Genomic DNA, 26,395 nt, shown 5'->3' on the forward strand with positions numbered 1-26,395 from the left:
CTGGTTCGTGCCCGCACCGGAACCGATTGATGTTGAGCCGATGAAAAAGGCCGATCCTGAACCTGAAAAGGAAGAGGAAAAGCCCCGCCGCGGTAAAAAAGATTCTGGCCGGATTAGGGTCGGTATTCCTGATGATGATCGAGACCATCGGGAAAGTCGCGATGATCGTGACAATGATCGCGACGACGACAGAAATTATAAATCGAGCGCAAAAAAACGTCGCGATACGCGTGATTATGATGATGACGAGGATCGCGGCCCAGTACGGTCGAAATCGCGTCGCGATAATCGCGATGATGAGCGTCGCCGGAAATATGCTGATGATGACGAAGACGATCAGCTTTTCGAACGATCTGAAAAGCGTGAATCAAGCGCACGTAAAAATAGAAACGACCGCCGCGATGAAGATTACGCGGACGATCGAAAGAAAACAGACAAGGAAACGTCTCGGCATTCACGCGACAATGATGACGAAGTCGCAGAAAAAGGCTGGCGCAAGGGACGGCAATTTATCATCGAGGATGAAGAGGACGATGTAGAGAATCGTCCTTTCTTCGCGCGTAAAAAGCGCAAAAACCGGGACGAAGAGCGTCGCGAAACATTGCGATTCCGCGATGAAGAAGCGGAAGATGATCGCGAGCCCTATGATCCGCGCGATGATGAGCGTTATCGCGACGAAGACGGCGATGATGAAGTTGATTACCGCGTTGTTGATGCGGATTGGGAAGACGTCGAGGATGAAGGCCCGCTTGAGCGTGGTTTTGGTCGTCGGATCAGGAACCAACGCCGCCGGGCAACAGCAATTGCGCGCCTTGAAGATGTGCGTCCGCTAGACCCTGATGCGCTCGACGAAGAGTTTTTTGCAACATTAAAGGTAACGCCGCGCGAGTTAGAATCTGCAATTCGCAAGGCCCGTCGTCGCGCGGAAGCGCGCGAGAAAAACCGCTTGACGCCATTCCGGGCTTTCGGGTGGGCGGTCTGGCTCTTTGTTGTTGCGGGTGTTTGCTATGGCATCGTGACTTATCGCGATGATATTGTGAAAATTGCTCCGGGTACGGCTGATGCTTATGCTGTTATCGGAATTGAGGCGAACCCCTATGGGCTGGCGATTGACAATGTCCGTCACCGGCTTGCCATGTCCACAAACGGACCAACAATCGAGATCACGGGCCAATTAAAGAATGAAACGGCCGGCGTCGTGAATACGCCATTATTACAGGCCGAGGCGCTTGGTGCTCGCGGTCAGTTATTGGCGCGCTGGACCTTCACCGCTAGCGAGGCACAGGTTCTTGAGAATGGTATGGTCGAGTTTGTGACGCGGGCTCCGGCACCGGACGGCGTAACAGAGGTTGCCCTTTCTTTCGCGCCAGAGACCTCGACGGTTTTGGAAAGCCTTTTGCCGGTCAACGAGTAGGGTTTACGGTCAAAACTGGCATTTCGGCCAAAAGGTGATTAAGACAGTTCCCTTCACGAGCAGGATGACGGGAGCGCGAAATGCGCACATTATATACTGAAGACCAAATTGCCGCGCGGATCGACGAAATGGCGCAAGAAATCGCACGTGATCTGCCTGCGGATTTTTTGATGGCACCGGTGCTGACCGGTGCTTTTATTTTTGCGGCGGACCTTTTACGGGCGCTCTATCGCCATAATTCAGACCCTTATGTGGATTTCATCCAGTTGTCGTCTTATGGGGGCGCGCGCTCATCGTCGGGTGTCGTGACCTTATTGAAGGATTTTTCGATTGACCTGACCGATAAAACGGTTCTGCTCGTTGACGATGTGTTGGATACCGGCCGGTCCTTGCATTTCGGTAAGGGGATGATCCTTGATCGCGGCGCAAAAGACGTCAAAACCTGTGTCTTTGTGAAAAAGCAAACCGGCCACGCAGAAGATATCACTTGCGACTATATTGGGTTCGAAGCCAAGGCCGATGATTTCCTGATCGGCTATGGGATGGACGATGACGGTCGTAAGCGCGGCGTGCCGATTTTGGGCGCTGGCTAAAACCGCTCCAGCAATCTTTCGAGATATTCGACTTCGCTTTCATCGCGGTCGGGCTGACCAAGGCGTTTGCGCAATTCGTCAATAACGGCGCGGGTTTTACCGGCTTCGCTAAGGCCCGGTACTTCGACCCCATCGCCATCTGCCTGTCCTGCGGGGCGGCCTAGCGGATCAGTTGCAGGGCCGCGCTGACCGTCTTCACCCGGACCGCTTTCGCCATTGGCCTGGCGTCTTTGTTCTCGGGCCAGCTGGTCTGCGCCCTCGCGCAATCCCGCAATCGCGCGCTCCATAGCGTCACTCGCCGAACCAAAATCATCCCCACGCAGAGCATTTTCCGCCTCACGCATCGCGTTCCGAGCACGGCTTAGAGCTTGACCCGCTTCACCATTTGGATCGGCTTGTAAATTGCCGCTGAGTTCGTCGATTAATGCGTCGAGGTCTTGCCCAAGTTCGCCTTCTTCACCGGCTAGAGCATCGCCATTGCCGCCACCGGATTGGCCTTGCTGAAAGGCCTCATCCGCAAGTTCGCGTTGGCGGCCGATAAGCTCGCCCGCTTGCCCCGCCGCGCCGCCCGAGGCCTCCCCAGATTCGCCCGGTTGCCCGCGTCCTGACCCGCCCGAGCCGCTTTGGGACATGCGTAAATTATTGAGCATGTTCTCGAGTTCCGACAGCATTTGCCGCGCTGCGTTTGATGCGCCCTGTTCCGAGAGGTCACGAATAGCATCAAGCATATCGTCGAGATCTGAGCGTTCGAGCTGTTGTGCGTCTTGCGGCATCTGACCGTCTGTAGACTGACCGGACTGCGCCATTGCCATCAGATAATCATTCATGGCCTGCCGTAATTCTTCGACCAGTCTTTCGATCTCGGCGTCGCTTGCGCCGCGTTCAAGGGCCTGGCGCAGGGCTTCCTGCGCCGCTTCCAATCGCTGGCGGGCTAGTTCCAGTGCCTCATCTTCCAGTTGCAGTGCGAGCGGCCAAAACTTTTCGACCGCATCGTCAAAGCCGTCGTCATTTTGGCGCATTACCCGCCAAAACGCGGAGCGTAGCAACAGGAAATCTTTTGGCTTGTCCTTATAGAAAATGTCCGGAGCGAGGGTTATCGCATCGAAGGACCGGGCGGCCCGTTTCCACTGATCTGCCGCGACAGAAAGCGTCTGGCGTTGTTCAATGACCGATTTTGCAATCGGGTTGTAAAACAATCGCGCCGGTAAGGTGACGAGCGCTTCTTCCGTTTCGCCATTCTGGCCCGCCCCGTCGGTTACAATCACTTTTGCAAATACCTGCAATCCCGCCCATGGGTCCGATTGAAGGTCCAGTGTGACTTGATGTTCACCATTGCGGCCCATCACCCCTTCAAGTGGGATATGTCGCCTTTCTTCAAGGGCGGCTTCAGTGAATGCCGGGCTGTCGAGAGGGCGTTCCTGATCAGGATCAAGCCGTAGAACCAATCGGGATTGCCTGACCCCATAATCATCTTCCATCAATACGCTAAATGCCAAACGCGCATCATCGGTTCGTGCGGGCGGCTCTGCGAAAGAAACTAAGGGTTCTGTATCGCCGATGATTGCGATCGGCCAGCTGGTCTCGTTCCCGTTAAGGGATAATTCCAAAAGGCCGCTTTCCCCTAAGGCAATCGTTGTGCGGCTAGAGCGTTCTGATCGGTTGATTTCTGGACGGATGTTTTCCCGTTCGGTGCGATAGCTAAGTTTCGCCCGGCCAGTGCCATTGATCTGTGCGACCAATAAAGATCCCTCGGGCGTGTCGATCTGTGCGATATCTTTTGGCGGGGTTTCACCGGCGCGCAGTAAATAGATCGGTGCGCGATTGGTGTATGCCGGTGGTTCGATCCATAAATCGGCGACTAGCGCGCCAGATCCGCCATGCGCTGTCGGTGCCAGCCCCAACGCTATTCTTTGGCCAGCCTGATCACCGGCGGCGATGAAGCCAATCCATAAAAGGCCAAGGGCGATGAACCGTAAGCCTAGCGGGTCTCGTTCATAGGCATGTGTATCAAATGACCCTAATCGCGCTTTCGCAGCGCGTTCGCGCATTTCCGCAAGATGCGCTTGCCATAAAGGCGATTGATTTTCGTCATTGGTAAACGGTTGATCGTCTAAGGCTTGAAGCGCCGCATGGGTGACGCCGCCATCGGCCTCCAGCCGGGCTTGCGCATCGCGCCGCGACGGGAACTCGATTCCTCTCAGGTCTCGAAAAATGAGATACCCAAAACCGCAGGCCCCAAGAATTAACCCTAAGCTATGGGCCCAGACTGGAATGTAACGCCATAGGTCACACAGACTGATGAATAGATAGGCAAAGGGGATGGCCAATGCCGGTAAAATTGCCGGCCAGAATTTTTCCCAGAATAAGACAACTCGCGCCGCGATAATCGCGGATCGGCCCGGAATGCGCTTCCGCTTTGATGAATCATGTGCCAACACGGACGTCATACTTCTTGCACTTTATCGCGGGATGGGGCTCGCGTCGACGGCGCTTTGCCTTACTCTTTGATCACTCTGGCGTATTGCCGGCGGAAATGGGTTAACAAAACGGGAGAATACCTTTGGTGTTCGTGCTTGCTTCGTCGAAACGCCGGCAACAAATGACAGAAGAGGCCAAGCAATCCCGCGCATCGGCATTGCACTGGAACCTCGCTTGGCTTTTCGTGGTCATCTATAACCTTGTTGGAATAGCCGATATTTTTTCAACAGAACTTGCCTTGCAGATGGGGGCCGGCGAAGAGGCCAATCCGATCGTTCGCGGGATGATGGAGCAAGTCGGCGACGGTTGGATCGTCGCCAAACTTTTACTACAGGCCGTTATCAGCTTTATGGTGTTGTGGTTTCCACACTGGATTGTGCTGAGCTTTTTTGCGGTGGCCACCTTCGGCAATGCGATTATTGTCGCCAATAATTTCGCAATTGCCGGTGTGTTTTAACCCATCCACTCAGGATAGCGTTCAAGCGCAGTCATTTCATCGAAAGTCGGACGTCTGCGGATGATTGCGTATTCGTCACCATTTACCAGAATTTCCGGGATCAATGGGCGTGAATTATATTGCGATGATTGCGATGCCCCATAGGCACCCGCTGACATAATCGCCATAAATTCACCGGGTTTCATATCCGGTAATGTCCGGGCTTTGGCGATAAAGTCGCTGGACTCGCAGACAGGGCCTACAACATCATAACGATCATTCTTTGCGTCTAAATCTCGGGTGACCGGGATGATATCATGATGGGCGTCATATAGGGCGGGACGGATAAGGTCGTTCATCCCGGCATCGACAATCATGAATTTTCGCGCTTCGCCCTCTTTGACATAGACTAGCTTAGTCACCAGTAGCCCGGCATTGCCCGCGATCATGCGGCCCGGCTCAAATATTAGCTGAACATCAAGCGGCGCGGTAACACGTTTGATAAGTTGTGCATAATCATCCGGATGCGGCGGAATTTCACCGGCCCCGTAAGGAATCCCAAGGCCGCCCCCAAGATCAAGACGCTCAATCGTGCAGCCATCTTCGCGTAAATCGGCGATTAACCCGGCGGCTTTCTTAAACGCAGCCTCAAAAGGCGCAAGATCAGCAATTTGTGAGCCAATATGAAGGTCAACGCCTTTTACCTCGATGTTTTCAAGCTCTCTTGCGCGCGCATAAAGGGCACGTGCGCTGCCCCAGGCGACGCCAAACTTGTCTTCCTTGCGGCCGGTTGAGATTTTGTCATGGCCGCCAGCGGCAACATCCGGATTTACGCGGATTGCGACCGGTGCATGCTTTTTCAATTCACCTGCGACTTTATCAAGGGCCTCTAGCTCCGGCGCAGATTCCACGTTGAATTGATAAATCCCCGCATTGAGTGCGGCTTCCATTTCTTCGGTGGTTTTGCCAACACCAGAGAAAACAATTTTATCAGCAGGAATACCAGCATGTAGGGCACGGGCCAGCTCGCCGGCGGAGACAACATCTGCGCCGGTCCCTTCACTGGCGAGAATGCGCAATACGGCAAGGTTTGAATTGGCCTTGACCGAATAGGCCACAAGCGCATCCGTGCCCGAGAAGGCGTTCGAGAAAACCTTTACGTGACGCCGAAAGGTTGCTTCGGAATAGATGTAGAAAGGCGTGCCGATCTTGTTTGCTAAAGCGGCAATATCGACATCCTCAGCATGAAGACGATTATCGCGGTAATCAAAGTGATGCACTGTATCTGCCTATTGGGTGTATAATTGCGTTTCAGGCTCATCGGGTGCGCGCAATGGCGCTTTTTTTCCGCATGCAGAGACGGCCAGTAAAACGGCAAGCGTCATTATCATAACACGCATATCAATTCTCCTTTTTCAACGCAGCGATCCAACGTTGTGCTTGGTTCTTTACATTTTCTGGTGCTGTGCCGCCATAGGCTTTTCGTGATGCGACGGATGCATCAACCGATAAAACGTCGAAGATCCCTTGATGAATTTTCGGCTCAACCGCTTGCATTTCCGCGAGCGATAATTCGTCAAGGCGAACCGACTGCGCGTCTGCGACGGCGACAATTCGGCCGGTGACGTGATGGGCGTCGCGGAAAGGAAAGCCGAGTTCGCGAACGAGCCAATCGGCGAGGTCTGTTGCGGTGGAAAACCCACGCGCCGCTGCGGCTTTCATATTCTCCGGATTTGGCTTGAAGTCACCAATCATGCCGGTCATTGCCGCAACGGCAAGCGCCAACGCATCAACAGCCTCGAAAGTTGCGGCCTTGTCTTCCTGAAGGTCTTTGGCATAGGCAAGCGGCAATGCTTTCATGACATTGAGCAATAAATTGAGCGAACCAGTGATGCGTCCGGTTTTCGCCCGTACGAGTTCCGCCGCATCCGGGTTACGCTTTTGCGGCATGATCGAAGATCCGGTTGAGAACGCATCTGAAAGCGCGGCAAAGCCGAACTGGGGCGATGTCCAAAGCACAAGCTCTTCGGCAAGGCGCGACAAATGGGTCGCTGCAATTGCCGATGCTGACAATAACTCCAGTGCGAAATCACGTGACGAGACACCATCAAGGGAGTTCGCACACGGATTATCAAAGCCCAGTGCATTTGCGGTCGCGCTACGATCAATTGGGAATGGCGTTCCGGCCAAGGCCGCAGAGCCGAGCGGACACTCATTCATGCGCCGGCGAGCATCGGCGAACCGGCTTGCATCGCGAGAAAACATCTCGACATAGGCTAATAGATGATGGCCGAGCGTAACAGGTTGCGCTGTTTGAAGATGCGTGAAGCCAGGCATAACCGTTGCGGCATTTTCTTCCGCGCGTTTGGCAAGGGCCTGCATGAGGTCTTTCAAGCCGCGCTCCGCTTCGTCGCAGGCATTGCGGCACCAGAGACGGAAATCCGTCGCGACTTGGTCGTTGCGCGAGCGAGCGGTGTGGAGGCGACCGGCTGGCTCGCCGATAATTTCTTTCAAGCGAGCCTCGATATTCATGTGAATATCTTCAAGGGCATGGCTGAATTTAAAAGTTCCGCCTTCGATTTCGGCTGCGACCTGATCTAGGCCACCAAGAATGGCGTCGCGGTCATTCGCGGATATGATCGACGCTTCGGCCAGCATTGTCGCATGCGCACGCGATCCGGCGATATCTTCGCGCCAAAGACGCTTGTCGATATCGATTGAAGCATTAATCGCTTCCATAATCGCGGAAGGGCCTTCTGAAAATCGCCCGCCCCACATCTGGTTTTCTGCGCTATCTGACTTATCTGACATATTACAAATCTATTCGGTTGGAGTGACTTCACGTGAAACTATTAAAGCAGCCCCGCTTCTGGCTCCTCATCTGGGGAGCGCTGGGCGCGGTGTTCCTCCTCTACGTCATCGTGAGCGCAAGTGTAAGCCCACGCGACGCCGCATCTGCCACTAAACCATCGGCATTAGATCATGATCGTGCGCTGTTGGTAGGGGAAATGGAGGATTTCACCTATGCATTTCCGCCCCGCGGGACGCCGGAAATCGCCTTTTTACATGAAGGATCATCCAAAACCCTCAAGGACTTTCGCGGGAAAGCCGTTTTGGTGAATCTATGGGCGACGTGGTGTGCGCCTTGCCTGAAGGAACTACCCTCGCTGGATGCGCTTCAAAACACGCTGAGTGACAAGAAATTCGAAGTCGTGGCCATTGCCTCCGACCCGCGCGGGCCAGACGTGGCGCAAGATTATCTCGACCGCCTTGAGATCAATCATTTGAAATTATACGCAGATCCAAATCTGCAATTCGCTTTTGCCATGGGCGGCGGCGATGTTTTGCCGGTCAGTATTCTCTATGACGCCAAAGGCCAGGAAGTTGGCCGTCTTATTGGGGAAGCCGATTGGCAAAGCCCCGAAGCGTTGGCGCTGGTTCGTTCAGTTTTGCCATAAAACGGTCTTAGCTGCGCCCTAGGCTTGATCCGCCATTGCCGATATACCATGCCAACGATTCATACCGTGGAGGGGCAATGGCGCATCGGGCGGTTTGATTGCACCACGGCGAGGGAGCTAATTTCGTGAACTATACCAATATTTTATTAGCGGGCGTGGCCTCGCTTGCGCTTGTCTCTTGTGGACAAAAAGATGACGGCGTCGATGCGCCGAAATCGGAAACCAGCCAGAAGGCAGCGAAAGTCGATGCGGATTCCCCGCTCGATAGCACTTTCAAACTCAAAGGCGCTGAACCGGTTGATATCGACCAGTTTTTTGCATTGCTGCCCGAAGATGCGCGGCCGACATATGAAACCGCAACCTTCGACAAGGCGCTTGGTGCGGATGTCGTGACCGGTCTTCGATTCTCGGATGCAGATGATGGCGAAGCGATTACCGTGGCGCGGGCAGAATTTTTCGGCCTCGATATGGATGCGATTGAGCGTGTCAAATCGGCGGAAGATGCGGGGCAGGACGCGCCATTCGAAACCATCTTTACCAAAGTGCGCCTTTATGATCTGGCGACCGAGGGGTTTGAAGGCGACGTTGACAATGTCAATTTGACGATTGGCGGCGTTGAATTCGATCAACTGCAAATTCGTCAGGGCGGCACTGAAGGTAACGGTGAAGGCGATGAGGGTGCGCGCGCACTGAACGCAATCAACATTGCCGGCATCTATTACAAAGATATTGCAATGGCTGCGAGTTCAAGCGACTCGCCGTCCTTTGCCGTGACTGTGCCGGATCTTCGCTTCGTTGGCTTTGGCGGAGGCAAGCTCAATGCGGTGATCGCAAACGATTTAGGTTACAGCTTTAATCAGACCGATGAATCGCGTCTTGCGCTGGCACAGGCAATGGGCCCGCAAGGGGCAATGTTCCTTAATGGTCCGCTGTCCGGTTTCATCGCGCCAGAAAGCCAAGAGATCAAAGTGGAAAGCTTTGAGTGGCGCGATATTGATTTCTCCGGATTGTTGTCATGGGGTCTACGCGGTGAAGAGCCGCCGATGACGGCGGAAAACCTGATCAATTTGGGGACAATGAAAGCGTTTAATGCCGAGACATGGGTCAATGGCAAGCGTGCTGCGGTGGCTGCAGAAACGATCATGCCAGTGGCGGAATTCACTTGGCTTGTACCGTCCGATGTCCGGATCGAGACCAAAGACGCAGAGTATGATTTCACGGCCTATGTTCCGGATACAGAGGAAGAAACGCTTGAGATCTTGAAGAAGCATGGCCTCGACAACGTAGAAGGTGATGGTATCGCCGCTTGGGTCTGGAATTCGAAAAACGGCAATGCAAGTCTCGAATATGCGTTTGAAATGCCAAAGCTCGTGGATATGAGCACGAATATTTCATTTGCAGATCTCAAGCTTGAGGAGCTCGCGCGCGCAGCCGAAGAGGGCGAGACGAATTTCGTTCGCGAGCAAGGTGCGTTCAAGGGCTTTACGTTGAACGTGAAAGACGAAAAAGCGCTTGATGCGATTTTCGATATTGCCGCCTTACAAATGGGTGGTTCAGGCGAAGACTTGCGCGTTTCCGCGCCGGGCTTAATTCGCTTGTCCGGTGCGCAGGCGGCGCAGATGAATCCGCGGATTTCTTCTTATATCGATGCGGTTGCGAATTTCGTCGGCAAAGGTGGCGCGCTGGAAATTTCTGCTGTGCCGGCAGAGCCAGTACCGTTTACGACCCTGCAGTCTACAGGCGTAACTGCCCCGCAAACTATTCCTGATGTGCTTGATCTAACGGTTACGCACAAAGAATAATCGACCTGATACGAATTAATGAAGGGCCGCGCGTTTCGCGCGGCCCTTTTTTATTAGTCGTCAAGGATGAAGGTTACTTTCATAACGACGCGATATTCTTTGATCTTGCCATTGTCGAGTATGATGGATTGGTCCTTGATCCACGCTCCTTCGACATTCTTCAGTGTTTTATTGGCGCGATCGATGCCGTCATCGATAGCATCCTGAAAACTCTTACTGGAGCCTGATATGATCTCTGTTACGCGTGCGACAGCCATAATGTCTCCTTTAGGTTTTTTGGCGCAGAAGTGCGCCTACCTAAAGTAGAACATTTTTGACTGCCCGCTGGCAAATGCCGCTTAGCGTGTCGGAACTGGCGCGTCACCTGCGTAATCGTAGAACCCACGACCGGTTTTACGGCCCAGCCATCCGGCCTCGACATACTTCACCAATAACGGACACGGACGATATTTAGAATCGGCCAGTCCTTCATAAAGGACTTGCATGATCGCAAGGCAGATATCGAGGCCAATAAAGTCAGCAAGTTCCAATGGTCCCATTGGGTGGTTTGCACCGAGCTTCATGCCCGTATCAATGCCTTCAACGCTTCCGACGCCTTCATAGAGCGTGTAGATCGCTTCATTGATCATTGGCATCAAAATTCGGTTGACGATAAATGCGGGGAAATCCTCAGAAATCGCCATGGTCTTGCCGAGCGAGGCGATCACTTCTTTGGTCGTTTCAAACGCTTCTTTCGACGTTGCGATCCCGCGAATGACTTCGACGAGTTTCATTACCGGTGCCGGATTCATGAAGTGAATACCGATAAACTGATCGGGCCGTTCGGTTGCGGCGGCGAGGCCGGTAATTGAGATGGATGACGTGTTACTGGCGAGGATCGCGTCTTTCTTTAGAACGCCTTCAAGCGCGCCGAAAATTTCTTTCTTTACGGACTGCACTTCGCTGGCGGCTTCGATCACAAGATCGCATTGGCCGAGCTCTTTGATGTCGCCGACAGTTTTTATCCGCGCGAGTGCTAAAGTGTCCGCCCCCTGATCAATCACACCTTTCGCGACTTGCCGCGCGAGGTTTTTCTCGATTGTCGAAAGGGCCTCTTTCATCTGATCGGCGGAAATGTCGTGCAAAATGACATCATAGCCAGATTGCGCAAAGACATGGGCAATCCCGCTTCCCATTTGACCAGCGCCAATTACCCCGACTGTTTTAATTGATGTCATTGCCCGTCCCACTTTTCTTAATTGAGCCGCCTTGATGCGGTATTGAAGTCAGAAATATTAAGTCGCGCGCATATTCGTGCGCCCACAAGAGATATTGCACTGCAATATCAGCCTCGGCAAGGGTTCTTGTGCATAAGGTGCCAGACGCACATTGATGATACTGGGGGAGCATTTTTTGCTAACCGCCATAAAAAAAGCCCCGCACAAGGCGGGGCTTTTTGGTCGATTGTAAAGCTTTGCTTAGAGCGCTTCCTGGAGTTCGGGCAGCGCTTTAAAGAGATCGGCGACGAGGCCGTAATCCGCAACCTGGAAGATCGGCGCTTCTTCGTCTTTGTTGATGGCGACGATGATCTTGGAATCTTTCATCCCCGCAAGGTGCTGAATCGCACCGGAGATGCCAACCGCAATATAAAGCTCAGGGGCTACCACCTTACCGGTCTGGCCAACCTGATAATCATTCGGCACATAACCGGCATCGACAGCGGCCCGAGACGCGCCAACGGCCGCCCCAAGTTTGTCAGCGACGGGGAAGATATATTGCTCGAAATTCTCATAGGAGCCGAGCGCGCGGCCGCCGGAGATGACGATTTTCGCGCCAGTCAGTTCTGGGCGTTCGGATTTGGTCAGCTCTTCGCCGACAAAGCTCGAAAGACCCGGATCGGCTGGGCCGTCAATTGTTTCGATGCTTGCTGATCCACCCTGTTCTGCGGCGGCAAATGACGTCGCGCGAACCGTGATGATTTTTTTCGCATCGTTAGACTTAACCGTCTGCATTGCGTTACCCGCATAGATCGGCCGGACGAATGTGTCTGGTGCTTCCACTGCAATGATCTCAGAGATCTGCATCACGTCTAGCAATGCTGCGACCCGCGGCATGACGTTTTTGCCGGTGGTGGCCGCTGATTTCAGGATCGCGTCATAGTCATCGGCAATCGAAACGATCAGGTCTGCGAATGGTTCCGCTAGGCGGTTTGCATATTGCTCCGCATCCGCATGAAGGACTTTTCTAACGCCGGAAATTTTAGCGGCTTCTGCGGCGGCATCACCCGCGCCAGAACCGGCCACGAGGATATCGATATCGCCACCGATTGCCTGTGCGGCAGAGACGACTTTAAGGGTTGAATCGTCGATCGCGTTTCCGTGGACGTCTGCAACTACGAGGACAGCCATTAGAGTACTCCCGCTTCGTTTTTCAATTTCTCGACCAATTCCGCAACGCTTTCGACTTTGACGCCAGCTTCGCGTTTTGGTGGTTCGGTCACTTTTACGGTTTCAAGGCGCGGTGCGACATCAACGCTGAAATCACCAAGCTCTTTCACATCGAGCGGCTTTTTCTTGGCTTTCATGATGTTCGGCAGCGAGGCATAGCGCGGCTCGTTCAGGCGAAGATCGGTGGTGACAATCGCCGGCAGGTTGATCGAGATGGTCTGCAGTCCGCCATCAATTTCGCGTGTGACACTTACCTTGCCATCGGCCGGTTCGACCTTTGACGCAAAAGTACCCTGTGCCCAACCAAGCAACGCGGCGAGCATTTGGCCCGTTTGGTTCGAGTCGTCATCAATCGCCTGTTTACCGAGAATGATCATTTCCGGCTTTTCTTCTTCGGCAACAGCCTTGAGAAGTTTAGCAACCGCCAATGGCTCAATCACATCATCCGTTTTGATAAGGATGCCGCGATCCGCACCCATGGCCAAAGCCTGACGGATTTGATCCTGGGCTTTTTCCGGCCCGATGGAAATGGCGACGACTTCGGTCGCTGTGCCTGCTTCTTTCAGGCGGACCGCTTCTTCGACGGCAATCTCGTCGAATGGGTTCATGGACATTTTGACATTGGCGAGATCGACGCCGGTTTCGTCCGATTTGACGCGGACTTTGACGTTGTAGTCGATCACGCGTTTGACGGGCACGAGGATTTTCATCTTTTGCTCCTGACGGGTGCTGACATGCGGAACTCGCCGTTTTGCGGCGAGCATTCAAGTACATTCGGCCGGACCATAGTCGCGGCGCTCAGGGGATTCAACGATTACCGGCAGATGAACGCAGAGGCACCCGCAGTGCGGACAAAATTGTCGCAGGGGGCGCAGTATTATAGTGGGGAGATACCCAAGCCTCGAAGAAGGCTGATAATCGGCCTAGGACCCATTTCCGACGAGCCATAAGAACAGCATCATCAGGGCAATAGCGATCGCCTGCGCCGCAACGCGCATGCGCATCAGCTTGTTTGAGTGCTGCTTTGAGAAAGTGCCGCCTTTGGCAAGGGAGAAAATGCCCACACCCAAAATAATAGCGGTCGCCGCCAAGGCGATTGGGATAAGGAAAAAGACAAATCCGCTCATATTTATTTGCTCCTGCGCAAAACTCGTTTGAGGTCGAGATATAAGCGCATTTTTACGGCGTTACAGGGCGGCAGTTTATCGCGCAATGGGTCTGGTGGCTATCGCGCAAAGCGCCAAACACCCAGCGAATCCGGGGTTTTTCAGTCTTTCACGTTCACGATTTTAGAATGTGTGGCATTATGCCATGCCGGAAACGCAACAGTTTCTTCGTGGTAATTGGCCGGCACAATCGAGCCTTCGCCCTCGCTTTTGGCCAATCGTGGTCCCGAAAGACTGAGGAGGTAAGCGCGAATGTCCGCGTCGGCCGGAGCCTCGACCCCAAGGCCACCTTCCTTTGGCGAGGCGACCATAGGCGGCTTTAATTCATCCAGCGTAAAGTCCATGCGGACATCATAGGTGCGCTCGGCCTGATAGCGTAAAAAGCGCTGGGCATTGTACCACTGCTCTTTTGTTTTATCGTCCGTGCACGTTTCCAGCTCCGCGCCATCGGCGCCCCAACGCCGTTCTGGGCAGTGATAGGGGTCAAAGGAGATGTCCCATAAACGCTCCATCGCATGCGCGAGGTTTAACCGCATCCGCGTGGTGTCCGATCGCCAATAGGTAAAAGTACAGGCGTCTTTCTCTTCTTCAAATGCCGCGAACAGATCACCGGCGAGGTCATCTCCATCATAAACAACACCGGGCGCACCGGCTTTTGCATCTTCGTAGAGATGCTGAATATTGCGGCGTAACTCGATGAAGCTGACTTTCAGGCGCGCATCGCGCGATGGCGTCGAATATTCTTCCCATTCCCCATAGGTGCCGAAAATATTGGGCGGCAAAATGCCCGGATGGGGTTTCAAGTGAACTTTTGATCGATAGGCATTATCGACTGCGACCTTGCGGGCTTTCAAAGAACCGCAGATCGTTTGAAGGCCAAACCGCAATTCATCCACCGGATTATAGGCAAAGTCTGGTGCCGCCAGTTTGCGCCGGACATAATCGTAATATTTCAGTGTACGGTTGTTAAAGCGAAACTCGCCATAGTGCCAAATGCCGGATGGGTGTGGCTCGGTGCCGAAATATTGCTCCAACGAGAAGTTATCGATCTCCTCGTTTTTGGCCGCGCGCAGTTTACCGCCTTCAAGAGAGCCATCGTCAGAAATCTTGGCCTCTTCTACATAGATCGGACGCCATGCTTTCAATCCGGCACCCAATGCGGGACCGGAGCGCATGAAATTCGGACCATAGGCGGTGCGCGTTACAGAATTGTCTGGGTGCGAAGCAACCACGAGCACCCGACCATTTGGCAGCACGTCATAAACGATACCCACATGGCCATATATGTCATAGGCAAGTACGCCCGGCTTGACGGAGGTTCTATTAATTGCGACCGGATAAAAATCATCATGACTACGGCCGCCGCCGGTTTGTGGGTCTGTACGGAACATCGCTGTCGATACTTCGCCGCCAATTCTTGAGATGAATGCGGGCGCATTGGTGACATAGTTTATGATTTTGCGCCGACCGGCGACCTTGTTGCCCCCCGATGAATATCGCAGATCCTCCCGAGCGCCATCGGCGGTGCGCATAGCGTTCTGGTAGGAGAAGGGAAGCCCATTTTTCCACGCATAATAGGCGCGAAGGACATAGGCCATGTCCGCGCAATCGCCGGGCAATTCCGGATCGACGTCAGAGCGATAGGGATTTGCATCGCTGTTGAGGCAAGTGGCCATGGATGAACAGCTCGACCGGCCAATACGCTGAACGAAGGCGGCGTAGCCTGCTTCATCTTGAGCGGACCAGTGGTCTTTATAAACTTCCCAGGTTTTTCCGGTGTTTATAGCCGGGGGGATCACTGATGATGCGTCAGGCGGATTTGCGAAGGCGGCGCTTGCCGTCCCGCATAGAATGCTGACCGTTGCCGCTAATCCCCATCTTGTTTTTCGCAACCACACCATGGGTCCCTTTTTAACGTGGCTGGCGCTGACTCGGTAGGGGCTTGGCGCGGGAAAATGGTTAGAATTTATTCAGTGCGGTCTAAATTTCCCGCAGGGTGCGAAAAAGAAACACAAAGCACCCCGGAAAACAGCGATGATTCAGTATTTTAGTATCGCTTCGCGGGATCAGAAAACGCGGCGGCGAAGATCGCTATGGGCGAGGGTTCGACCAATTGGCCACAGCGCAAAGCCGGCGAGTTTTAAATGCGCCCAAGCGAACGGCAATCCGATGATTGTAATCGCGAGGCCAAGCGCGGCAATCAGATGACCCAAGGCGAGCCACCAGCCAGCGAAGATGAACCAAATGATATTGCCCAGAAACCCTAAAGGCCCTGTGCCAATATCCTCTCCATACAAACGATCGCGCGCAATCGGTTTCGCGCCGAATGGCCACAAGGTATAGATGCCATTGTCGAAGGCAGCGCGCGCCCAAGGAATGCCGATGATAGAAATCACCATGAAGAGCGCCGCAATAAACCAGCCAATCGCCGCGAATGCGCCGCCCAATACAAGCCATATCAGATTGAGGATAAGCGCCATCGGCGAGATTGATCGCTCGTCAGTGAGTGGGTGGTCTGGGTACATGTTGCGCCTCCTATTAAGTGATATATAGGTGGCAATTCACTCAGATGCCATGATTTTAACCGCAGATTAGGCTCGTCTCATCGGCTCTATCGCTTGAAAAACCGGTCAAGCGCCAATGTATCATATTCTTTGAATGCCAGAATTATCAGCGTCGCAACGGCCACAGTCGTTGATGGGAAGAACAGTACGTTGCGGGTTTCTTCGGTCAGGAGAAAAAGCCCCAACGGGTCTAGCAGATATTTCCAGATTGCCAGTGCGCTGATGACAAGAACGATGGCTTGGAGTGGGTAAACGATAAAGCGAAACAATCCGACCACCACGAGAATGCCAAGCGCCATCTGCGCTAATCCGAGTGGCATTTGCAGGGCTTCAACACTCAAAGAGCCGGAATAATATTTGTCTGATATGCGCAAGGCCGTGTCGGGCGAGAAGGCGCGGATGGAACCCCAAATAACAAGTAGTAAGCCCGTGGTTGTGCGCAGCGCCAATAATAACCCAGCTTTCATGTGAATATCCCTCTTCCAAAAATTTGCGCGTATTTAAGCGGTGGTGTGACCGACTGTCATCTCACGCCATGCTCACATTTTCTTTAGCGCGCTCAATATCTGCCATTTATGTGCCGTAATCTTGTGGTGACGTCGCGATATGTCAGTGCTTCGCATATTTCTGGTCTTATTAGCGCTCGGAGCGGCGTCACCAGCATGGGCGCAGATGAGCTTTGGTGACCGGCTTTCTACGGCAGCCAAAGAGCGTACAAAACACCAAGTCGTTTACGACTCCGCCTATGTGCGCATAGATTATCCGATGGGCGATGTCGCGCCAGATCGCGGTGTTTGCGCCGATGTTGTTATCCGTTCATTGCGGGCATTGGGCATTGATCTGCAAGAAGAAGTGCACCGCGATATGACGCAGAACTTTTCTGCCTATCCACAACATTGGGGCTTAAGCACGCCTGATCGAAATATTGATCATCGCCGTGTGCCAAATCTTGAAACCTATTTCACCCGTCAAGGTGCGCGATTAGCCCGAAGTGATGACCCCGCAAGTTTTCAACCCGGCGATATTGTCGCGTGGAATTTAAGGGGCGGGTACGGATGGTTGCCGCATATCGGTATCGTTACGGATCAAATTTCCGCGACCGGAAGACCGATGGTCGTTCACAATATTGGTGCGGGACCGAAGTTAGAGGATGTGCTTTTCGATTGGCCCATCACCGGACATTACCGCCTTGAAGTGCAATGATTGCGCTGCAAATTGCTTTTTGCTGAATTTCAAGAGTTGATCGCAATGTGATTTTTGTGCGATCAATAATGCACATGCAATCGCATGAGAAATTCAATACAATTGGAGGTAAGTATGCGCAAAGTTGGCTTGGGCCAGTCTGGCATTCAAGTATCGCGTCTCGGCTTTGGCTGTATGGGGCTGGCTGAGTTTTATGGCGATGCTGTTTCTAATAACGAAGCAGAAAGCCTGCTTGAAGCTGCGTTGGAACGCGGCATCAATTTCTTTGACACAGCTGATATGTACGGCGCGGGTAAGAATGAAGAACAGCTTTCCGGATTTTTGAAAAAACATCGCAAGGATGTCGTGCTGGCAACAAAATTTGCTTTTCAACGCGGCGAGAATGGCGAATTCGCCGGCATGTCGAACGATCCGAAATATATCAAAGAGGCCGTCGACGCGTCGTTGAAACGGCTCGGTATTGATGTCATTGACCTCTACTATATGCACCGCCGTGACCGGAATGTGCCTGTCGAAGATTCGGTTGGTGCGATGGCGGACCTTGTCAAAGCCGGTAAAGTTCGTGCGCTGGGCCTTTCTGAAGTCAGCGCAGAAACGCTTAGAAAAGCGAATGATGTTCATCCGATTTCAGCGCTGCAATCAGAATATTCGATCGTCACCCGCGAAATGGAAGACGAAATTATCCCGGCGTGCCGTGCGTTGAATGTTGCGTTTGTGGCCTATTCGCCATTGGGGCGTGGCTTGTTAACGGGTGCTTATCGCAAAGAAAGTGATTTCGGTTCTGGCGACTATCGCATGATGGGTAATCCGCGATTTTCGGATGGCGCATTAGAAAAGAACGTGTCGCTCGTTGATCAGCTTACGGATATTGCAAAAGATAAAGACGCTTCGCTTGCGCAGATTGCACTCGCGTGGGTGATAGCGAAGGGTGATGACATCATTCCAATCCCGGGCACCAAGAAACTGCATCGGTTGGAAGAAAATATCGGTGCGTTGAACGTCAATTTGACGGACACGGATATAGAGGCGATTGAAAAAGCTATCCCGCAAGAAGCTGTTGCGGGCGCGCGGTATCCTGAATCGCGGTCTTCAACCCTTTACGCCTAAAGGCCAAGACGCGCGATAAGATCAGATGGCGTTGCGCCGCCCTCCCGCAGGGAACGCAATGTCATTGACTTATCGCGTTTGGCGAGCCGATTGCCCGCATCATCAGTTATAAGCTGATGGTGGTGGTATATGGGTTCTGGATATCCCAATAATTCTTGTAACAATCGATGAAGATGTGCGGCGCTCGCAAGGTCTGTCCCGCGAATGACGTCAGTGATGCCTTGCAAGGCATCGTCATGGACAGAGGCGAGGTGATAGCTTGTCCCTGCATCTTTGCGTGCAATTACCGGGTCGCCAAATATATCTGGTGCGGCTTTTACTTCTTGAATGTCACCATTCGAGTTGCGTTCGCGAAAACAAAGCGTATCGAATTTTTTGCCGAGCAGTTTCTTTGCTGCGGAAATAGAAAGTCGCCATGCAAAGGGTTCTCCCGCGTCGATGCGCTTTTGCTCTTCGGAAGGCGCTAATGGTGCGCCGAAATATTGAGGGCCTTCGGGGGTGGTGTGTGGCGCGCGTGCAATTTCGTCGGTAATTTCCTTGCGCGTTTTAAAACACCGATAGACCAACCCCCGCTCACGCAGAGACGCGAGGGCCGCTTTGTAGTCGTCAAAATGATCCGACTGCCGACGAACTGGCTGTTCCCATTCAATACCCAGCCATTCGAGGTCTTCCAATATGGCGGTTTCGAACGCCGGCTTGCACCGGGTTTGGTCGATGTCTTCTATGCGCAACGAATACCGCCCGTTACGTGCTTTTGCGGCCTGATAGGCGAGCAATGCCGAATAGGCATGACCAAGATGCAAGAGGCCTGTCGGCGAGGGGGCGAAGCGCGTGACGAAGTTTGGCATGCGGCGCGCTATGCGCTCGCACCGCCAACGGTCAGGCTGTCGATCTTGATGGTCGGTTGACCAACGCCCACCGGCACGCCTTGTCCTGCCTTGCCGCAAACACCAATGCCGGGATCAAGCGCAAAATCATTCCCGATCATTGAAACCTTGGTCAGGACGCTCGGCCCGTCACCAATTAGCGCAGCATTTTTAATTGGTGCGCCAACTTTACCGTTTTTAACGCGGTAGGCTTCGGTGCAGTTAAAGACGAATTTACCTGAGGTAATATCAACCTGACCGCCAGAAAAATTCACCGCATAAATACCGTCTTTCACGGTGCTGAGGATTTCCTCAGGGTCATGCTCGCCCGCCTTCATGAAAGTGTTGGTCATGCGCGGCATGGGCTGATGCGCATAGCTTTCGCGCCGACCATTGCCCGTCGCGGCCATGCCCATCAAACGCGCATTCAACCGGTCTTGTAGATAACCTTTCAAGATCCCGTCTTCGATCAAAACGGTTTCAGACGTTGGTGTGCCTTCATCATCAACCGTAAGCGAGCCGCGGCGGCCGGAAATTGTTCCGTCATCAATGACGGTAACGCCCGGTGCAGCTACGCGCTCGCCAAGACGTCCGGCAAATGCCGATGTCTGCTTGCGGTTAAAATCCCCTTCAAGGCCGTGGCCAACGGCTTCGTGTAAAAGGACGCCGGTCCAGCCAGAGCCGAGAACGACTTCCATCTCGCCCGCTGGTGCCGGTTCGGCGGCAAGATTGATGAGCGCCTGCCGCAGCGCCTCGTCGACCTGCCCTTGCCAGGCGTCAGGCGCGATAAAGCGCGCATAGCCCTCGCGGCCACCTGCGCCATAGCTACCTGATTCCTGCCGATCTCCTTCGCCGGCCGTCACGGAAACATTAAGGCGCACAAGCGGACGGAAATCACGAATGATCTCGCCGCCGGGACGGATGATTTCGATCGCCTGCCAAGCGCCGCTCAGCGAGCAAGAAACCTGACGGACCCGTTTATCTTTTGAGCGGGCATAATCGTTGATTTCCGCCAAAAGCTGGGTTTTGGCCTCAAATGACATATCCCCAAGTGGGTTTTCTTCCGGGTAAAGCTTGGTGTTGGTGCGGGCCGGCCCATCGGCGACAGCACCGCTTTTGCCGCTTTTCACGGCCTGTACCGCATCGCCCGCCCGTTTGAGAGCTGCTTCGGAAAGTTCAGAAGCGTGGGCATAACCCGTTGATTCGCCGCAGACGGCGCGCAGGCCGAAACCTTGTTGCACGTCAAAATTTGCCGTTTTCAACCGGTTATCATCAAAGACAAACGCCTCTGATTGGCTATATTCTAGGAACAGCTCCCCATCATCGGCCCCTTTCAGGGAATCATCGAGAATGGATTGTGTGCGTTCACGGTCGAGATCGGTGCGGGAGAAGAAATAAGAGTCTGTCATATGAATGATTTAGGCGTGTGATCAGCAATCGGCAATGGTTTGGGGCCTGCTAGTTGTGCTCGCGTCGGTGCTGCGACCATTTTACCGCAAATCAGGCAATGACGGGACGCCCACAGGCGGCCTATAAGCGGGCAGAAGGGTTTGACCTTGGCGCGCGAGCAGGCGTATCGAAGCGCGCAAAGGCTGGAACAGCTGCCCAAGGCGTAGGTTTGGTTAGCGAATGACGCGGGATGCGACTATGAAAAGACTTTTGAATGCTGCTTTTGCGGCGACAACTGGAATTAGCGTGTGGGCGGCCTCAGTGGCACATGCGCTCCCCGAGCAAGGCGGTGTGGGCATGGTCCCGGCCGGATCTGCGCTCGCGGAAGAAGTTCAATTTTTCCACAACGGCGTTTTGTTGCCGATCATTACCGTGATCAGCCTGTTCGTGCTGGCGCTCCTGATTTGGGTTGTGTTGCGTTACAATCGCAAGGCTAATCCGGAAGCACGCAAATTCTCGCATAATACAATGATCGAGGTTCTTTGGACCGGTATTCCGATCATTATCCTGCTCGTTATCTCGCTGCCTTCTTTCGAAGTTCTCTTCAAAGATGGCATCACGCCAGATGGGAAACAGGTTGTTTCACGCGGTGACGGTCAAACTGTTGATTTTGTTTTCCCGAATGACTTCCCGGAAAGCCGCATGGTATCGCGTGCCGGCCACCTGCAAGTCATTCTTGATGACGGCTCTTCACGTACGGTTCTCAAGCACAAGCGCGATTATACAGTTGATGGCTGGGGTGAGCGCGATCTCGTGGTTTCGCTCGACAATCCTGCACCAAGCGGCACAAGCGTTATCATTCGCGGTGGGCGGTCAACCCAGAACGTTTCCGGTTGCCCGATGGCCAAGCGCTATTTCGATGGCTGCGAAAAAGAAGTCGTTCTCGCACCAACCATGACCCTCAAGGTAAATGGCTATCAGTGGAACTGGCAGTATTCTTATCCGGATTTCGGCGATTTCGATTTCTTCTCGAACATGCTGCCGGAAGACCAGACAACTCCGGAACTTTATCGCTTTGAAGTTGATAACCGCGTGGTCGTGCCTGTTGGTGAAACGATCCGCGTTACCATCACGGCAAATGATGTGATCCATTCATGGGCACTGCCGAATTTCACGCTGAAAATTGATGCGGTCCCAGGCCGTATCAACGAGACATGGTTCCGCCCTGAGCGCGAAGGTATTTACTACGGCCAGTGCTCGGAGATCTGCGGTGTCCGCCACTCCTTCATGCCGATTGCGGTTGAAGTGGTTTCGCGTCCGGAGTTCGAAGCATGGGTCGACAGCCAGCGTGCGCTGGCCGGTCTTGAGCCAATGTTCGATACTGACAAGGTTAAACTCGCGCAGGCGGCTGACGCCGATGCAGCGGCTGAATAAGAGAAGGGCCCAAAAAAATGGCTGATGCACACGCAGCACAAGGCGCTCACGAAGAGCACGACCACAAGCCACCATTTTTGGTACGGTGGTTTTTCTCGACGAACCATAAAGATATCGGAACGCTATATCTTTTGTTCGCGATCGTTTCTGGCATTGTCGGCGGCGCTATGTCGGGGCTTATGCGCCTCGAACTTGCAGAACCGGGCGTTACCGTCCTCACGCAGTGGACCGGTGGCGATCTGACCGCAGCCGCCAACTTTTATAATGTCCTGATCACCTATCACGGCTTGTTCATGATCTTCTTCATGGTCATGCCAGCGATGATTGGCGGATTTGGTAACTGGTTCGTGCCGATCATGATCGGTTCACCGGACATGGCCTTCCCGCGGATGAACAATATCTCGTTCTGGCTTTATGTTGCTTCGGGTATTGTCATTACGCTTTCGCTATTCGTGCCGGGCTATGGTTCCAATACCGGATTTGGCGGGGGCTGGGTCATGTATCCGCCGCTCTCGAGTAACGCGGGTAGTCCCGGGCCAGCGATGGATCTCGTGATTTTGTCGCTGCACCTCGCGGGTGCGTCATCGATCCTTGGTGCGATTAACTTCATCACCACGATCTTCAATATGCGCGCGCCGGGCATGACCCTGCACAAAATGCCATTGTTCGCTTGGTCCGTTCTGGTTACGGCCTTCTTGCTGGTGCTGTCGCTTCCTGTTCTTGCTGGCGCGATCACCATGCTTTTGACTGACCGGAACTTCGGCACATCATTCTTTGATGCAGCCGGCGGCGGCGACCCGATTCTTTACCAGCACCTGTTCTGGTTCTTCGGTCACCCGGAAGTTTACATCCTTATTCTTCCTGGCTTCGGCATCGTCTCGCACATCGTTTCGACATTCTCGAAAAAGCCGATCTTTGGTTATCTCGGCATGGCCTATGCGATGGTTGCGATCGGCTTTGTTGGTTTCATCGTTTGGGCGCACCACATGTTTACGGTTGGCCTTTCGGTGAACATGAAAGCCTATTTCGTTGCCGCGACGATGGTCATTGCGGTGCCGACGGGGATCAAGATCTTCTCGTGGATCGCGACCATGTGGGGTGGATCGATCACCTTTAAAACACCGATGCTTTGGGCTGTTGGCTTTATCTTCCTGTTCACCGTCGGTGGTGTGACCGGTGTTGTTCTCGCGAATGCGGGTATCGACCACTACATGCACGACACCTATTACGTTGTGGCGCACTTCCACTACGTTCTGTCGCTTGGTGCGGTCTTCGCGATCTTTGCGGGCTGGTATTACTGGTTCGGCAAAATGTTTGGCTATGAGTACCGCGAATGGCTGGGTACGCTGCATTTCTGGGTCATGTTCGTTGGTGTGAACCTGATCTTCTTCCCGCAGCACTTCCTCGGCCTTCAGGGTATGCCGCGTCGTTACATCGATTACCCAGAGGCATTTGCCTATTGGAATCAGGTTTCGACCATCGGTTACTTCATCATGGTCGCTGGCTTGGGCGTATTTGTTGTCACGATGATTGATGCGTTCTTCGTCTATCGGAAGAAAGCCGCTGCGAATCCATGGGGTGAAGGCGCAACAACACTTGAGTGGACGCTTCCTTCTCCGCCACCATATCACCAGTTCAATGAACTGCCACGATTTGATAAAGGCGACGCAAAAGCGTTCTAACGCTCTGTAAAATCTAATAAATAAAAGCCCCGCAGGTGATCCGGCGGGGCTTTTTTGTTTCAGCGCGGCTTCTAGCGAGTCGTTTCAGAATGCGTTAATAATGGTTAATCGCCGTTAGGGGCAAAGAAACGACGAAACAACAGTAAGGACTAGGGGCATGCTGGAAACTATCATCAACGACGTTACTGGAATTTTTCGAAGCACTTTCATGAGTGGCGACTGGATCGCGCTGGTTATTGCATTCGGGTCGGTGCTTTTTGCATCAATCATGATGCGACGCGGGACACAGATCGGCTCGATGACATTGCTCGCTTTGGTCGTATTCGCGATCGGCGGATTTTTACGCGGCTATTTCCGGGGTGCGCCGGCGGAACAGGCGACCTATGGGGATCGCGCGGTATCGCAACTCGAAGCGAGTTGGATGCACTTCATGAATCTGCAGGCAGGAACGCTTCTGGCCTATTTCATCGCCTTTATGGTGTTAATTCTCGTGTTGTTTAGCTTGCGCTCGGTTATTTCGCGCTAGTACAAACAGCAAAATTCGGGGCGGCTGCGGCGTTATGTATGCGTCGCAGCCGTTTCCATTTAAAAAGCGCTATTTCCCTCAGCATGGCTTTGGGGCATAAGCGCGCCATGAGCGACAGTGTTATGACACCACAAACAGATAGCGACGCAGGGCAAAACAGCTATGCCTTGGCTGGGCCGGAGGATTATTTCTCCCTGCTGAAGCCGCGCGTCATGTCATTGGTGATTTTCACGGCACTGGTCGGGATGTTGGTTGCGCCGGGGCGGATCGATTTTTTCCTTGGGGCCGTTTCGCTATTGGCGATCGCGGTCGGTGCGGGTGCTTCGGGTGCGCTGAACATGTGGTGGGATGCGGATATCGATGCCGTCATGTCGCGCACGATCAAACGCCCGATTCCCGCAGGTCGCGTACCGCGCGCAGAGGCCGCTGCCTTTGGCGGGTTTCTTTCTGTTTTGTCGGTCGCGCTATTGGGTTTGGCGTCCAATTATCTTGCGGCTGGCCTATTGGCCTTCACCATCTTTTTCTACGTCGTCATTTATTCGATGTGGCTTAAACGCACGACACCGCAAAACATTGTGATTGGCGGCGCTGCCGGGGCGTTGCCGCCCGTCGTTGGCTGGGCAGCCGCAACCGGCACGGCCCCGATTGAGGCGTGGGTTTTATTTGCAATCACTTTTATGTGGACGCCGCCGCATTTCTGGGCGCTGGCCCTTTATAAGCGTGGCGATTACGAAAAAGCCGGCATCCCGATGATGCCAAATGTCAAAGGCGAAAAATCGACCCGCCGACAAATATTTGCATACGCCCTAATTCTTGGGCCGGTCGGCGTTGCACCTTATTTCATGAATATGGCGGGGCTTTTTTACCTCGCGGTTAGCGCGCTTATGGGGATCGGCTTTATTGCCCTATCCTGGGCCGTTCTTACCGCAAAGCCCGAAGACCACGGACCGGCGAAAAAACTGTTTGGGTTTTCATTGCTATACCTGTTTGCGCTTTTCGCCGCACTCCTCATTGAAACCATAGTCAGAAAGGGAGCGGGGCTATATGTCTGATGATAATGTTGATCCGCACGCGCCGCGCGCGTTGACGCCCGAAGAAAAGAAACAGCAAAAGCGCAGAAACATGGCTGTCGCATTGGCTCTTGGGGCGTTTATCTTGACTGTTTTTCTGGTCACGATCATGCGACTAGGCGGCGCTGTAGTGGATCGGTCCTTTTAAAGGAGCGTATTGTGTCAGGCACGGATTTAAGCCCGCAGGCGAAAAATCAAAAAACAGCAATGATCGTGTCCGCCGTTGTTGCGGGGATGATTGGTCTCTCTTTCGCGGCAGTCCCGCTTTACAAGGCATTTTGCCAGGTTACCGGTTGGGGCGGTACGACCCAGCGGGCCGAGGCGGGTGCCGGACAAATCGTTGATCGTGACGTCACGGTCCGATTCGACGCCACTGTGGGTAACGGCCTTAGCTGGCGCTTTAAACCGGAACAGGTCTCGCAAACCCTGAAAATCGGGGAGACCGGATTGGCCTTTTACGAGGCGGAGAACACGACGGACCACCCCGTTACGGGCCGCGCGACGTTTAACGTATCTCCTGCAAAAGCAGGGCTCTATTTCCGCAAAATCGAGTGTTTCTGCTTCACCGAACAGACCTTGCAACCGGGCGAGAAGGTCTCAATGCCGGTGACCTATTTCGTCGATCCGGAGCTGGCTGAGGACAAACAGCTCGACGATGTGCAGACAATTACCCTGTCCTACACCTTTTTTAAGTGGGATAATGGCGAGGAAAACGCCGCAGATAGTGACACTGCGGCTGAATAGCGCGGTATCAGGCCACAAGGGCGCTTGGATTTTTTGC

27 protein-coding genes are annotated in these 26,395 nt (G+C 53.5%); 14 read left to right on the plus strand and 13 right to left on the minus strand.

What is annotated here, in order from left to right; genetic code table 11:
- The first annotated feature begins 7 nt into the window (after positions 1-7).
- A complete protein-coding gene (locus tag ABFZ83_RS13320; RefSeq protein WP_411818856.1) occupies positions 8-1,414 on the plus strand; it encodes a hypothetical protein in 1,407 nt (468 codons plus the stop codon).
- An 80-nt stretch (positions 1,415-1,494) separates the two neighbouring features.
- The gene (locus ABFZ83_RS13325) at positions 1,495-2,007 is read left to right on the plus strand and encodes a phosphoribosyltransferase (protein WP_411817043.1); all 513 of its coding nucleotides are present in this window, start codon (positions 1,495-1,497) and stop codon (positions 2,005-2,007) included.
- On the opposite strand, the gene ABFZ83_RS13330 is transcribed toward ABFZ83_RS13325, so the two are convergent.
- Positions 2,004-4,454: a DUF4175 domain-containing protein gene (locus ABFZ83_RS13330; protein WP_411817044.1), complete on the minus strand. Its 2,451-nt coding sequence runs from the start codon at positions 4,452-4,454 to the stop codon at positions 2,004-2,006. The genes ABFZ83_RS13325 and ABFZ83_RS13330 overlap by 4 nt on opposite strands.
- Before the next feature lie 116 nt (positions 4,455-4,570).
- Between ABFZ83_RS13330 and ABFZ83_RS13335 the strand changes: the two genes are divergently transcribed.
- On the plus strand, positions 4,571-4,942 hold the full coding sequence (locus ABFZ83_RS13335; RefSeq protein WP_411818839.1) for a DUF5658 family protein: 372 nt from the start codon (positions 4,571-4,573) through the stop codon (positions 4,940-4,942).
- Here the strand turns inward: ABFZ83_RS13335 and lysA are convergent.
- Both lysA and argH read right to left on the minus strand, forming a co-directional pair.
- On the minus strand, positions 4,939-6,201 hold the full coding sequence (gene lysA, locus ABFZ83_RS13340) for a diaminopimelate decarboxylase (protein ID WP_411817045.1): 1,263 nt from the start codon (positions 6,199-6,201) through the stop codon (positions 4,939-4,941). The genes ABFZ83_RS13335 and lysA overlap by 4 nt on opposite strands.
- 121 nt (positions 6,202-6,322) lie before the next feature.
- The gene (gene argH, locus ABFZ83_RS13345) at positions 6,323-7,732 is read right to left on the minus strand and encodes an argininosuccinate lyase (protein WP_411817046.1); all 1,410 of its coding nucleotides are present in this window, start codon (positions 7,730-7,732) and stop codon (positions 6,323-6,325) included.
- A gap of 32 nt (positions 7,733-7,764) precedes the next feature.
- Between argH and ABFZ83_RS13350 the strand changes: the two genes are divergently transcribed.
- On the plus strand, positions 7,765-8,379 hold the full coding sequence (locus ABFZ83_RS13350; RefSeq protein WP_411817047.1) for a TlpA disulfide reductase family protein: 615 nt from the start codon (positions 7,765-7,767) through the stop codon (positions 8,377-8,379).
- 125 nt (positions 8,380-8,504) lie between these two features.
- Positions 8,505-10,181: a hypothetical protein gene (locus ABFZ83_RS13355; protein ID WP_411817048.1), complete on the plus strand. Its 1,677-nt coding sequence runs from the start codon at positions 8,505-8,507 to the stop codon at positions 10,179-10,181.
- A gap of 53 nt (positions 10,182-10,234) precedes the next feature.
- Here the strand turns inward: ABFZ83_RS13355 and ABFZ83_RS13360 are convergent, their stop codons facing one another.
- The 8 genes from ABFZ83_RS13360 to ABFZ83_RS13395 all read right to left on the minus strand — a co-directional run bounded on the left by ABFZ83_RS13360 (position 10,235) and on the right by ABFZ83_RS13395 (position 16,804).
- Positions 10,235-10,438, minus strand: coding sequence for a dodecin family protein (locus ABFZ83_RS13360; RefSeq protein WP_411817049.1), 204 nt, complete (start codon positions 10,436-10,438; stop codon positions 10,235-10,237).
- Positions 10,439-10,519: 81 nt separating this feature from the next.
- Positions 10,520-11,398: a 3-hydroxybutyryl-CoA dehydrogenase gene (locus tag ABFZ83_RS13365; protein ID WP_411817050.1), complete on the minus strand. Its 879-nt coding sequence runs from the start codon at positions 11,396-11,398 to the stop codon at positions 10,520-10,522.
- Positions 11,399-11,638: 240 nt separating this feature from the next.
- On the minus strand, positions 11,639-12,568 hold the full coding sequence (locus ABFZ83_RS13370; RefSeq protein WP_411817051.1) for an electron transfer flavoprotein subunit alpha/FixB family protein: 930 nt from the start codon (positions 12,566-12,568) through the stop codon (positions 11,639-11,641).
- Positions 12,568-13,317 (minus strand): electron transfer flavoprotein subunit beta/FixA family protein, encoded by a 750-nt coding sequence (locus tag ABFZ83_RS13375; RefSeq protein WP_411818840.1) that lies wholly within the window; start codon positions 13,315-13,317, stop codon positions 12,568-12,570. Before ABFZ83_RS13375 ends, ABFZ83_RS13370 begins: the two co-directional genes overlap by 1 nt.
- A 213-nt stretch (positions 13,318-13,530) precedes the next feature.
- Positions 13,531-13,734, minus strand: coding sequence for a twin transmembrane helix small protein (locus ABFZ83_RS13380; RefSeq protein ID WP_411817052.1), 204 nt, complete (start codon positions 13,732-13,734; stop codon positions 13,531-13,533).
- Positions 13,735-13,874: 140 nt separating this feature from the next.
- Positions 13,875-15,674: a hypothetical protein gene (locus ABFZ83_RS13385; RefSeq protein ID WP_411817053.1), complete on the minus strand. Its 1,800-nt coding sequence runs from the start codon at positions 15,672-15,674 to the stop codon at positions 13,875-13,877.
- Between the two features lie 165 nt (positions 15,675-15,839).
- A complete protein-coding gene (locus tag ABFZ83_RS13390; RefSeq protein WP_411818841.1) occupies positions 15,840-16,262 on the minus strand; it encodes a YccF domain-containing protein in 423 nt (140 codons plus the stop codon).
- A 122-nt stretch (positions 16,263-16,384) separates the two neighbouring features.
- Complete coding sequence (locus ABFZ83_RS13395; protein ID WP_411817054.1) at positions 16,385-16,804, minus strand: hypothetical protein; 420 nt, start codon at positions 16,802-16,804, stop codon at positions 16,385-16,387.
- 139 nt (positions 16,805-16,943) lie between these two features.
- Here ABFZ83_RS13395 and ABFZ83_RS13400 point away from each other — a divergent pair, with 139 nt between their 5' ends.
- Complete coding sequence (locus ABFZ83_RS13400; RefSeq protein ID WP_411817055.1) at positions 16,944-17,540, plus strand: DUF1287 domain-containing protein; 597 nt, start codon at positions 16,944-16,946, stop codon at positions 17,538-17,540.
- Between the two features lie 114 nt (positions 17,541-17,654).
- Positions 17,655-18,647 carry an aldo/keto reductase gene (locus ABFZ83_RS13405; protein WP_411817056.1) on the plus strand — a complete coding sequence of 331 codons (993 nt, stop codon included), beginning with the start codon at positions 17,655-17,657 and terminating at the stop codon, positions 18,645-18,647.
- On the opposite strand, the gene gluQRS is transcribed toward ABFZ83_RS13405, so the two are convergent.
- Both gluQRS and tldD read right to left on the minus strand, forming a co-directional pair.
- Complete coding sequence (gluQRS, locus tag ABFZ83_RS13410; protein WP_411817057.1) at positions 18,644-19,495, minus strand: tRNA glutamyl-Q(34) synthetase GluQRS; 852 nt, start codon at positions 19,493-19,495, stop codon at positions 18,644-18,646. The two genes, ABFZ83_RS13405 and gluQRS, sit on opposite strands and share 4 nt — an antisense overlap.
- 8 nt (positions 19,496-19,503) lie before the next feature.
- On the minus strand, positions 19,504-20,922 hold the full coding sequence (gene tldD / locus ABFZ83_RS13415; RefSeq protein ID WP_411817058.1) for a metalloprotease TldD: 1,419 nt from the start codon (positions 20,920-20,922) through the stop codon (positions 19,504-19,506).
- 98 nt (positions 20,923-21,020) lie between these two features.
- Here tldD and ABFZ83_RS13420 point away from each other — a divergent pair, with 98 nt between their 5' ends.
- The 7 genes from ABFZ83_RS13420 (at position 21,021) to ABFZ83_RS13450 (ending at position 26,358) form a co-directional block, all read left to right on the plus strand.
- Positions 21,021-21,146 carry a hypothetical protein gene (locus ABFZ83_RS13420; protein WP_411817059.1) on the plus strand — a complete coding sequence of 42 codons (126 nt, stop codon included), beginning with the start codon at positions 21,021-21,023 and terminating at the stop codon, positions 21,144-21,146.
- A gap of 14 nt (positions 21,147-21,160) precedes the next feature.
- Entirely contained in the window at positions 21,161-22,336 is a 1,176-nt protein-coding gene (locus ABFZ83_RS13425; RefSeq protein WP_411817060.1) for a cytochrome c oxidase subunit II transmembrane domain-containing protein, read from the plus strand.
- Between the two features lie 17 nt (positions 22,337-22,353).
- Positions 22,354-24,018 carry a cytochrome c oxidase subunit I gene (gene ctaD, locus ABFZ83_RS13430; protein ID WP_411817061.1) on the plus strand — a complete coding sequence of 555 codons (1,665 nt, stop codon included), beginning with the start codon at positions 22,354-22,356 and terminating at the stop codon, positions 24,016-24,018.
- A 208-nt stretch (positions 24,019-24,226) separates the two neighbouring features.
- Complete coding sequence (locus ABFZ83_RS13435; RefSeq protein ID WP_411817062.1) at positions 24,227-24,544, plus strand: hypothetical protein; 318 nt, start codon at positions 24,227-24,229, stop codon at positions 24,542-24,544.
- A 107-nt stretch (positions 24,545-24,651) separates the two neighbouring features.
- A complete protein-coding gene (locus ABFZ83_RS13440; protein ID WP_411817063.1) occupies positions 24,652-25,596 on the plus strand; it encodes a heme o synthase in 945 nt (314 codons plus the stop codon).
- Positions 25,589-25,762, plus strand: a complete 174-nt coding sequence (locus tag ABFZ83_RS13445; protein ID WP_411817064.1) for a hypothetical protein — start codon at positions 25,589-25,591, stop codon at positions 25,760-25,762. Before ABFZ83_RS13440 ends, ABFZ83_RS13445 begins: the two co-directional genes overlap by 8 nt.
- Positions 25,763-25,773: 11 nt before the next feature.
- Complete coding sequence (locus ABFZ83_RS13450; protein WP_411817065.1) at positions 25,774-26,358, plus strand: cytochrome c oxidase assembly protein; 585 nt, start codon at positions 25,774-25,776, stop codon at positions 26,356-26,358.
- The last annotated feature ends 37 nt before the right edge of the window (positions 26,359-26,395 follow it).

Source organism: Hyphococcus formosus, assembly GCF_046736345.1.
GTDB classification, from domain to species: Bacteria; Pseudomonadota; Alphaproteobacteria; order Caulobacterales; family Parvularculaceae; genus Hyphococcus; species Hyphococcus formosus.